Source organism: Phormidium sp. CCY1219, assembly GCF_055795085.1.
Genome location: NZ_JAYFEQ010000508.1, coordinates 1 through 8,550, shown reverse-complemented (window position 1 = coordinate 8,550; position 8,550 = coordinate 1). Strand labels below are relative to the sequence as shown.

Annotated in this window: 4 protein-coding genes; all 4 read left to right on the top strand. The window is 52.2% G+C overall.

The features are described from left to right. Positions 1–447 precede the first annotated feature (447 nt). Positions 448–783, top strand: coding sequence for an STAS domain-containing protein (locus tag AC0QH1_RS13355; RefSeq protein ID WP_324631645.1), 336 nt, complete (start codon positions 448–450; stop codon positions 781–783). 1,070 nt (positions 784–1,853) lie between these two features. Further along, entirely contained in the window at positions 1,854–4,496 is a 2,643-nt protein-coding gene (locus tag AC0QH1_RS13350; protein ID WP_324631644.1) for a TIGR03960 family B12-binding radical SAM protein, read from the top strand. A 1,150-nt stretch (positions 4,497–5,646) separates the two neighbouring features. Beyond that, entirely contained in the window at positions 5,647–7,638 is a 1,992-nt protein-coding gene (gene rne / locus AC0QH1_RS13345; RefSeq protein WP_324631643.1) for a ribonuclease E, read from the top strand. 147 nt (positions 7,639–7,785) lie between these two features. Further along, the gene (locus AC0QH1_RS13340) at positions 7,786–8,388 is read left to right on the top strand and encodes a ribonuclease HII (protein WP_324631646.1); all 603 of its coding nucleotides are present in this window, start codon (positions 7,786–7,788) and stop codon (positions 8,386–8,388) included. The last annotated feature ends 162 nt before the right edge of the window (positions 8,389–8,550 follow it).

Sequence of the window (8,550 nt, the reverse complement as noted above, 5' to 3'; positions counted from 1 at the left end):
CCTCGTAGGGCTTAGGCTGGTCAGCTACCTAAAGTCAGGGGCTAGAAGCCCCGTCTCTTTAGAGCGGGGTGCTGACGGCTTTACCTTATTATGGATCCAGAGCGACTTTTCCACATCTACTCCTCATTTTCTGCTGAATTTCTCCGCACAAGAGTGATAATCTCCCCCGTGGATTGGCGATCGCGATCGTTGCGCTCTTTCCCTCTTTCTGGTATAATCTTATGATTTTGAACTGATTTTTTGGATCCTCATCTCTGATTCCTTTTATTTTCGTATCAATTAATACTGTTTTTTCTCGTTCTTACTGAAAACTTTACAAAACCACCAGAAAGTAAAAAGATTTGGCAAAACTAACCGAAAAGGCTTTTCAATCTGGTTTCGGAAAAGCTATGTATAAAGCATAGCATTGAACAACATTGACAAACCCAGACCGAATGAGGTGAAAATATGGTTACGGCGATCGCAAACCCCCAGATTAATGTTTTACACTTAGAAGGTTCTTTCCATGCTGCCAATGCGGCGCAGCTACAGGCACGATTGACTAGAGCCGTGCAGTCCTCCACCAACCTGCCTTTACTGGTGGATATGGAGGGAGTCGAATTTCTCGATAGTGCCGGACTTATGGCGTTGGTATCCGCATTGAGTCTGGCCCAAAAACTCAAACGCAGATTTAGTCTGTGTAGCGTTTCACCTTCAATTCGGATCTTGTTTGAACTGACCCAACTCGATCGCGTATTTGAAATTTTTGCCAATCGTGCCGCTTTTGAAGCCGCATTGAGATAACCGAGAAGAGAGTACAGGCGATCGCCTCCCTGCGAGTCCCCCTCCAACGTACAATTCCAATGCCCTTTTTAAAACAGGCGAATTCTTCCCCATCCACCATTGAGGTAAAATCGCCTGATTTTTATGGTAAAAAATTTTCCGGGATAAAAGTCGCTGGGGAACGAGTTAAACGAGTTAAACGCAACCGGGTAAAGTATTATTTAACCTCAATTTTCAATCAGCTTTTTACTGACAATAATTGGAATTATTCTCTACAAAAAATAGAGAATAATTAAAGCTAAAATCACTATAGTTGATTATTTTTTAGACCGAGAAGTACCGAGAGGCTATCGAAGAAAATACTACTTGTGAATAGATATTATTACCCTAGGCATCTTTGCTGTTATTGCTGGAACTGATACCTGGAAAACAATAGAAGCTTTCGGTTTGATTTAGTGCGAGCGAGCCTTCTCAATAATCCCCCATTAATCTCAATAACCACTGAAGCGACGTTTAAATAACAAGTTGACAACTAACCTATAAAGCGATCGCGCAAATTTTAGTTCATCAAACAGCGATTCTGCCTTATATAGAGCATTAGATGCGTTTGTCTTGCAAACCCACCCCAACCGGCGGCCAAAAATTCTCTATCCCCCCATCGTTGACCCTAAAGGTTAGGGTTACGCGAAAGCGCCAGGATTGGGGGGTAGGGTTGGGTAGAAAACAGGATTTCCCCTTTAGAAGCAATCCGATGGGGAAAAAGGGTGGAGGAGACGCGGAGAGCTATAGCAGATGAAGAGTTGCGTTGTCGCAGAGAAACTGCTGTTGTCCTCTATACTATTAAGGTAAGGTAAAAAATAACCGTTGAGTGGGTCGATGGTGTACTCGATCGCCGCTCAGGAGCGCTGCTCAGTTTGTTTCCACTCTGAGTTTCGCCACTCAAGAGCGTCAATCCAACCGCGCAGTGTCGATCGAGTCAGTGCCGATATTTCAGCGCTAAGCACAAGCTTATTATCACAGTTTTGAGTTAATATCAAGCGACCCACTTGTTGTGGACAGAGAAAACAGCAGGAAGAAAGTAGAGTTTTGCCGTGGCAGTCGCAGTAGAAAAACTTTTAACACCAGAAATTTTGCAACCGGCGCGTTATCTAGGCAACGAGTTGGGATCGGTGCATAAACCGTGGGAGAGTGCGACCGTCCGCTGGGTGTTGACCTACCCAGAAATTTACGAGGTGGGGGCCTCCAACTTAGGGCATATCATCCTCTATAACATTTTGAACGCGCAACCGAGACAGCTATGCGATCGCGCCTATTTACCCGCAAAGGATCTGGCCGAAAAACTGAAAGCCACCGAGACGCCCCTATTTGCGGTGGAGTCGCGGCGGTGGCTGAGTGACTTCGATATCCTCGGTTTCAGCCTCAGTTACGAACTCGGGGCCACCAACATCCTGGAAATGTTGGACTTGGCGGGGATTCCCCTAACCGGGAAAGAACGGTGTAGCGATCGCCCGTGGAACGTAGAAACTGGTAGCGCCCCCTTAATTTTTGCCGGGGGTCAAACTGCCACCTCCAACCCGGAACCCTACGCCGACTTCTTCGACTTCATCGCCTTGGGAGATGGAGAAGAACTGCTCCCAGAAATTGGCATGGTTCTCGAAGAAGGCAAAGCCGCCGGAGTGACTCGCGAAGCAATCCTATTCGATTTAGCCCAAATTCCCGGGGTGTACGTGCCGCAGTTCTACGATATGGCGGAGGATGGATCGGTCCATCCCAACCGTCCCGGGGTGCCGGAAAAAGTTCTGCGCCGGGTAGCTACCCCGATTCCGGCATATTCCATCGGCTTAGTGCCCTACGTGCAAACCGTTCACGATCGCTTGACGATGGAAATTCGGCGCGGCTGTACCCGGGGCTGTCGCTTCTGTCAGCCGGGAATGCTGACGCGGCCCGCCCACGATGTAGAACCCGAAACCGTAGTCGATGAAATCGCGCGGGGGATGAAAGCCACCGGCTACAACGAATTTTCCCTCCTCTCATTAAGCTGTTCCGACTACCTAGCCCTTCCCGCCGTGGGAATGGAAATCAAAAATCGACTCAAAGACAGCAATATTTCCCTCTCCCTCCCCAGTCAGCGGGTCGATCGCTTTGACGAAAATATCGCCAACATCATCGGCGGTACCCGCAAAAGCGGTCTGACTTTCGCCCCGGAAGCCGGCACCCAGCGGATGCGCGACATCATTAATAAAGGACTCACCAACGAAGAACTCCTGCGCGGGGTCAAAACCGCTGCAGAACAAGGGTGGGATAAAGTCAAACTGTACTTTATGATTGGCTTACCCGGAGAAACCGAAGCCGACGTGCTCGGAATTGCCGAAACCGTTCATTGGTTGAGGCAACAGTGTCGCACGCCTTCGGGCAAACGGCTGTCGTTCAACCTGACGATTTCCAACTTTACGCCGAAACCCCATACGCCGTTCCAATGGCATTCCGTGTCTACTTCGGAGTTTTTGCACAAGCAGGACATGCTGCGCGAGGAATTTCGCCGGATGAAGGGGGTAAAGGCGAACTTCACAGACGTGCGGATTTCGGCGATGGAAGACTTCGTGGGACGAGGCGATCGCCGTCTCGGTCCGGTGGTGCGTCGCGCTTGGGAACTCGGTGCCGGCATGGATTCTTGGTGGGAAAGTTTGGACCGGGCATTTGGTGCTTGGGCGCAAGCCATTGACGAAGCGGGGTTGAGTTGGAAATACCGCCAAGTGGAAAATGGCGAGTGGAACGTGATGGACTCGGCAAATGCGGATCTAACGGCGTCTCTGGATGCGCCTTTACCGTGGGATCATTTGGATACCGGCATCGATAAGCAGTGGTTGAAAGATGACCTGTTGCGCGCGGGAGAAGCGGCAACGGTGCCGGATTGTTCGTTTGCCGGCTGCTCTCACTGTGGCGTCTGTGGGGTTGACTTCGGTCACAATATTGTGGTAGAGCAACCTGCGATTCCGCAATTTGAGGGACATTTTCAGCCCAACCAAACCCGCGCCCAAAGACTGCGGGTGTGGATGGGTAAACAGGGGGATATGGCGCTGCTGAGTCATTTGGATTTGATGCGCTTGTTCGATCGCGCCGTGCGTCGTGCGGATTTGCCGATCGCCTTTACCGGGGGCTACCATCCCGGACCGCGCATCTCTCCGGCAAATGCCCTGAGCTTGGGTGCCACCTCGAGCGGCGAAATCGTGGATTTCGAACTGACCGAACCGATGGATGTGGCCGCATTCCAAGAGCGGTTGAGCGCTGAGCTGCCGCAGGATATGCCGATTTACCAGATTCGGGAAGTGGATGTGAAGGCGCGTTCCGCCAGTCAGCAGTTAGAGCGCGCCGAGTATTTGCTGACCATCGGCGCGATCGCATCGGATGAGGGTCAGGATCCGGCCAGTGCCCAATCCTGGCAAGGGTGGATCGATCGCATTCTGGCTCAGGATGAGATTTGGTGGGAACACAAGACGAAAAAGGGCAAGTTAAAACAGGTGAATCTGCGCGATCGCCTGTTTGAACTCGAAGCGATCGATACCTCTGACGACCCCACCATGCCTACGGCGGTGGTGCGGTTTGTCGGGAGCTGTCGCAATGATGGTACCCTGCTGCGCCCGGCTCATGTGCTTTATCTGTTCGAGCAACTCGAAAGCGGGGAATTCCAGCTTTTGCATACCCATCGACAACAGTTGATTTTGGCCGATGAATGATGGGCTGCTTGAAGCCAAAAAATTGAAAAAGCAGGTGTTACAACTCCCGTCCCTTTTCTCCCCTTCTCCGGAGAGGAATGATTTCTTAAGAATTAAGAAGTCATTGCCAGGTCAATTCTGTTTTTATCAATTTCTAGCCTCCCGACATTCAACCTTTTCTATTTTTCCCAGACGCCGGCATCTTTGCCGGTCCAGTCTGGTTGGAGGGAAAGAAACGGACACCACCGCTTTATCCCCGAACATTGTTAGACAAATCTAATGATTTAAGAGCGCTTGAAAAAAGCAAAGAAAGTGCTAACATCAAAAAGAAAGCAGGTGATGGGCCAGAAGTTTCTGACTCCCGGAGCAACCCAGCTTCTCGACCCAACGTCGCGGACTGGCGGTTGCTGGTGGGTGCAAGGCTGAAATTGAACTGACGCCGAGAGGCGAAGCCCACCGGAGAACGTCCGGTTTTCAGCACCCTCTCGGGAACGAACAAGCCCTCTCGGCGGTGCCAAATGCGTGGGGGGAAGTACGACCGCCGATTCTGTCACCCGGAAGGCGGAAAAAAGTCAGGCTTCCACTCATGGGGTAAAAAGGCCAGGGCGAGAAGGGTTCCACTCCCGCGCTCAGGATGGCAAATTTTTAGGGTCTGGAACGCAAAGCGAACCGCTTCGGGGCGAGGGGATCCGGTTTTCTAAACAGACCATTCGCTCTATAATAAGACAGCGCCCCCCAGGAATTGTCGCTGGAAGCGACGCGCGATCGCGCTTCTGAGCGAACCCAAGCACGAGATGCTGGCTTGCGATCCACCTGCAATGCTTTCAGACTTTAAATGAATTCAACGCCGCCATTCGTAGAGATGTTTGATGCAATATCTCTACCGAAATTTATCCGGCTCTTTTGCACCTTTTTTGCACAAAGATGTCGGCGCAACTCTGAGTGAAAGCTATCGATTCCACCCTATCCGGTGGCGGAAACATCGCAGTCGCTCTAGCTTTTTCCCCCACAGGGGCGATCGTTAATTCTCCCTACGTGAAAAGCAAGTTTCGTTTTGTCTATAGCTACACATTCGTGCCTTCATCGGTCCATTGGACAAGGGAGCGATGAGAAAGAATAAAGAACAAAAAGCAAGTAGCTGACGCTTACGCCTAAGTTTTGAGGAAATTGAATGCCGAAGCAAATTATTATCGCGGAGCAGCATCGAATTGCTGCAGTCTTTTCTGAAGATCAGATTCAAGAACTGGTAGTTGCCACGGGAACCCACCAAGTGGGCGATATCTATTTAGGGGTGGTGGAAAATGTCCTCCCCGGAATTGATGCCGCCTTTGTCAATATCACGGACCCGGAACGCAATGGATTTATCCATGTCAGCGACCTCGGCCCGTTGCGCCTGAAGCGTTCCTCCGGAACCATCACCGAACTGCTGGCACCTCAGCAAAAAGTGCTGGTGCAAGTGATGAAAGAACCCACCGGCAATAAAGGACCGAGGCTGACGGGCAATATCACCCTACCGGGTCGCTATTTAGTGCTGATGCCCTTCGGGCGGGGGGTGAATCTCTCCCGGCGGATCCGGGTCGAAACCGAACGCAACCGCTTGCGCGCATTGGCGATTCTGATCAAACCCTCTGGAATGGGGTTGCTGGTGCGAACCGAAGCCGAAGGGGTCAGCGAAGAAGCCATTCTGGAAGATTTAGAGTTTTTACAAAAACAATGGGAGGACATCCAACGGGAAGCCGCTGCAATGCGCCCACCTGCCTTGTTAAACCGGGACGATGATTTTATCCAGCGGGTGCTGCGAGATATGTACAGCGCTGATGTGAATCGCATCGTCGTAGACTCGGGCAGTGGCGTGAAGCGGGTCAAGCAACATTTAATGAACTGGAGTGGCGGCAAATCGCCCCAAGGGGTGTTAATTGACGAACACCGCGATCGCAGCTCTATTTTGGAATTTTTCCGGGTGAATGCGGCGATTCGCGAAGCGCTCAAACCTCGGGTAGACCTGCCCTCTGGCGGTTACATCATTATCGAACCTACAGAAGCGCTCACGGTAATCGACGTCAACTCCGGCTCGTTTACTCGGTCCGCCACTTCTCGCGAAACGGTGCTGTGGACTAACTGCGAAGCCGCTACGGAAATCGCCCGTCAGATGCGCTTACGCAATATTGCCGGCGTGATTATTATCGACTTTATCGATATGGATTCGCGGCGCGACCAGCTGCAGGTCCTCGAACATTTCAACAAAGCCCTAAAAGCCGATAAAGCTCGCCCGCAAATCGCTCAACTCTCCGAACTGGGTTTGGTGGAACTGACGCGCAAACGCCAAGGCCAAAATGTTTACGAACTGTTTAGTCGCCCCTGTCCCACTTGTGGCGGTTTGGGTCATATGGCTCATTTCCCTGGCGAACCGGAACCGGAAGCACAACCTCTGCAACCCGCACCGGAAGCGCCAGAACGCACTGTGCCTCCACCGGTGAAAGCCGATCGCACCCCGGAAACCCCCACGCGCGACGTGGCGGAGTACGAACCGACGAGCGAACTGTCCGATCTCGATTTGCTCAATCATCCCAGCTATCAAGAATTGAGCCTCCCGGGCACTCGCCGTCGCCGTCGTCGCCGTTTGGATATCGGCGAAGGGGAGTCCACCACAGAAACCACCAGACCGAATACCCGGGGAGGAACGACTTTCCCCTCTACCCGGGAAAAAGCCGAGTGGACTGGATCGCAAAGCTATGCCGATGCGGGGGCTTATTCCGGTGGGAATGAGGGTCGATCCGAGCAAGGGCGTAGCTCTCGCCGGATGCGCGACTACGACCAAGGGGGCGGCTCTTCTACCGAAGTGATTCAAATTGAAATGACCCCGGAGGAGCAGGATATTTACGCTCTGATGGGCATTTCTCCCTTAATCCTTTGCGATCGCGACATCAAAAATCCCAAATCGGCGGCGATCTCGGTAACAGAACCGGGAGAATCCAACACCACCTCCCAGGTGGAGTATTCTGAACCGGAGGAAGCGGAAACTTCCCTCCCCGAGTCGGACAATTCTCCCGCCAATGTGTCGGATGAGGAGGATGCTTCTGAGTCTGATGAAGGTGAGGACGATTATGGCCCGGTGCTGAAAACTCGTCGCCGCCGTCGTCGCTCTTCTGCTGTGGAAAGCTAAGATTGATTCGCTTGTCCTTGGCGGCTCTCGCCAAGGACTTCTGTTTGGGATTTGTTTATGCATCATCGTCAGAATATGTCGTCACAATCGCCACAACAGCTTAGTCTCTGGGAACCTGGTTCCTTCTCCCTTTCCGGGGTGGATGAAATGTCTTACCCCGGACCGATCGCTGGGGTGGATGAAGTGGGACGCGGCTGTTTGTTCGGTCCGGTGGTGGCGGCGGCGGTGATGTTACCGAAATCTCAGCTTTCTGATTTGCAATCCGCCGGGGTCACCGACAGCAAGCAGTTGTCCGCAAAGCAGCGCGAGGCCCTGACGGGGGAAATTCGCTCCCGCGCGATCGCCCTCGGTATCGGGATGGCTTCAGTGCGCGAAATCGATCGCCTGAATATTTTGCAGGCGTCTTTGCTGGCGATGAAACGCGCCATTCTCAAATTATCCGTTCCCCCGGCTTTGTGTTTGGTGGATGGAAATCAAAAAATCCCCGATTTGCCGATCGCCCAACACACTCTGGTGAAGGGCGATCGCGCTTCTGTGGCGATCGCCGCCGCCAGTATCCTCGCCAAAGTCTGGCGCGACGAACTGATCTGCCGCTTGGCTGCAAAATATCCCGAATATGACTTGACAAATAACAAAGGATATGCTACAGCAAAACATCGCCAAGCATTGCAAAAATATGGTCCTTCCTCTCAACATCGTCGCTCTTTTGCTCCCTGTCGCGTCGGGGAAATCTCCACCCTCAACCTGTGACAGCACAGACACGCCCTGGATTCCCCCAATTGACGCGGGAGGGGGAAAATGACCTACTGTCTCAATATTCACTGCCCGCATCCCGAAAGTCAGGGACTCCGTAGAAACCAACCCCATGTCTAAAGCCAGGGGCTTGTACTTCTAACCACCTGACCAGCCTAA